This window comes from Pseudonocardia wallangbongensis (assembly GCF_054486945.1).
Genome location: NZ_JBRERS010000038.1, coordinates 1 through 2,611, shown reverse-complemented (window position 1 = coordinate 2,611; position 2,611 = coordinate 1). Strand labels below are relative to the sequence as shown.

General features: G+C 72.2%; 2 protein-coding genes. Both read left to right on the top strand.

What is annotated here, in order from left to right:
• Positions 1 to 130 precede the first annotated feature (130 nt).
• Positions 131 to 1,693, top strand: coding sequence for an IS21 family transposase (gene istA / locus ACU436_RS42295; RefSeq protein ID WP_459032820.1), 1,563 nt, complete (start codon positions 131 to 133; stop codon positions 1,691 to 1,693).
• Positions 1,690 to 2,499 carry an IS21-like element helper ATPase IstB gene (istB, locus tag ACU436_RS42290; RefSeq protein WP_459032819.1) on the top strand — a complete coding sequence of 270 codons (810 nt, stop codon included), beginning with the start codon at positions 1,690 to 1,692 and terminating at the stop codon, positions 2,497 to 2,499. Before istA ends, istB begins: the two co-directional genes overlap by 4 nt.
• Positions 2,500 to 2,611: the final 112 nt, after the last annotated feature.

Here is a 2,611-nt window from a genome sequence, read left to right as displayed (position 1 = left end):
TGACAGCGGCCAGTCCAAACTCCCCGTAGGCGGCCATTTACCGCCCCGGTGACGGCCAGCGTTCTCCCCGCTGGCGGCCAGATATCTCCCCGGTGATCAACCACTGGACGCCGGCGGCGAGGGTCTGCCGGTGAAGCGAGACGAGGAGATCATGGAGATCCTGGAGGCGTTCGACCTCACGGGGAGTTACCGCGCCGCCGCGGAGTTGGCGGGCTGTGATCACCACACCGTCGCTCGTTATGTGGCGTTGCGCGAGGCCGGGCAGCCGCCGGTGGCGCGCGAGCATCGGGCGCGGCCGATCGACGAGTACCTGGCCAAGATCGAGGAGCTGGTCGTGCGCTCGGACGGCCGGGTCCGTGCCGACATCGTGCACGAGCGGATCACGGGGATGGGCTTCACGGGCGGGGAACGCACCACCCGCCGCACGGTCGCGGAGGTGAAGGCGCGGCTGCGTGCCGGGCAGCGGCGGGTGTTCCGGCCGTGGGTGGTCGAGCCGGGGTTGTGGCTGCAGTGGGACTGGGCCGAAGGGCCTCGCGTGCACGGGCGCCGCACGAGCCTGTGGTGCGCGTGGTTGGCGTGGTCGCGGTTCCGGGTGGTGCTCGCGGTCTGGGACCGCACCCTGCCCACGATCGTGGCCTGCATGGACACCACGCTGCGCCGGCTGGGTGGGGTGCCGACCTACGCGCTGACCGACAACGAGAAGACGGTGAGCGTCGATCACGTGGCGGGGATCGCGGTGCGGCACCCGGAGATCGTGGCGGTGGGGCGGCACTACGGGATGACGATCCGCACCTGTGTGCCGGCGGATCCGCAGTCCAAAGGCGGGTCGGAGGCGACGGTGCGGATCTCAAAGGCCGACCTGGTCCCCACGGCGGCGAACCTGCTGGAGGACTACCGCACGTTCGCCCAGCTGGAGACCGCGTGTCGAGAGTTCTGCGACACGGTGAACACCCGCCCGCACCGGGAGACCCGCCGCCCACCGGTCGAGGCGCTGGCCGAGGAACGCACCCGGCTGCACCCGCTGCCCGGTCAGCCGTTCACGGTCGCGTTCGGCACCACCCGGCGGGTGAACTGGGACTCCACGGTCTCGGTGGAGGGGGTGCGCTACTCGGTGCCCCACCAGCTGGTCGACACCCGGGTCTGGGTCCGCTTCCACGGAGATGACCTGGTGATCACCGCCGTCGGTGAGCACGGGCCGGCCGAGGTCGCCCGCCACGCCCGCTCGACGCCGGGGACGCCCTCGATCCAGGACGAGCACTACCCGCCGCCCACCGCGGCCGCGAACGCGGACGGGGAACGCGCACCACGGGCAGGCAGCGCCTCCGAGGCCGAGTTCCTCGCCCTCGGCCCGGGGGCCGCGTCGTGGCTGGTCGAGGCCGCCGGATCGGGTGCGCGTGGGGTCCGGCGCAAGATGGCCGAAGCCGTCGCGTTGGCCAAGCTGCACCCGCCCGGCGAGGTCGACCGCGCCCTCGGGACGGCGGCGGTCGCGGGCCGGTTCGCCGAGAACGACGTGCTGCGCATCCTCGCCCACCAAGCCGGGCGCGAGGTCAACAAGCCCACAACCAGGGCCAGTGAGACCCACAGCCTGCAACCCGGCACCTCGGCATGGTCCAGGTTCGGGCTCGACCCGGCAGGGCTCGACCCGGCAGGGCTCGACCCGGCAGGGCTCGACCCGGCAGGAGAGCCGTCATGAGCACCGCCGGCAGCCGGCCAACACCTGCGCAGGCAGTAGCGGCCTCGGGCGGGGATCCGCTCGCCGAAGCCGTCGAGCTGACCCGCCGGCTCAAGCTCCCACACATCCGCCGCCACCTGGTCGAACTCGTCCCGACCGCGCGAGCGCAACGCTGGGACCACGCCGAGCTGGTCCGGGTCCTGCTCGCCGAGGAAGCCGCCGGCCGCGACGCCACGAACCTGCGCACCCGCCGCACCCGCGCCGGGTTCCCCGCCGGGAAGACCCTGCACGACTGGGACGCCGCCGCGTCCTGCATCCCGCGCCCCACCCAGGACGCGCTGACCAGCCTGGAGTGGGTCGCACGGCGGGAGAACGTGTGCATCTGCGGGCCGTCGGGCACCGGGAAGTCCCACTTCTGCGAGGCCCTGGGCCAGGCCGCGGTCGAGGCCGGGATGACCGTGGCCTGGTTCACCATCGAAGACCTCGGCGCACTCGTGCGCCGCCACCGCGCCGACGACTCGATCACCCGCGCCCTCGCCAGGTTGATCCGCACCGACCTGATCATCATCGACGACATCGGCCTGCTGCCCGTCTCACCCGACGCCGCCGAGGGGTTCTACCGGCTCGTCGACGCCGCCTACGAACGCCGCTCGCTGGCGGTGTCGAGCAACCTGCACCCGTCCGGGTTCGACGAGATCATGCCCAAGACCCTGGCCACCGCCACGGTCGACCGGCTCCTGCACCACGCCCACATCGTCGTCACCCAAGGTGACAGCTACCGCCTCGCACAGGCCACCGCAGGCAAGGGGGTGAACCCCTTGACCTGACCCCGACCGACCCGAGGCGGGGACTTATCTGGCCGCCGTCGGGGAGAACTATCTGGCCACCAGCGGGGAGAACTCCTGGCCGCCAGCGGGGAAAACGAACTGGCCATTGACA

What these genes read in the sequence shown, in the direction of transcription:
- istB (WP_459032819.1), top strand. Translation starts at nt 1,690, where the DNA reads ATGAGCACCGCCGGCAGCCGGCCAACACCTGCGCAGGCAGTAGCGGCC.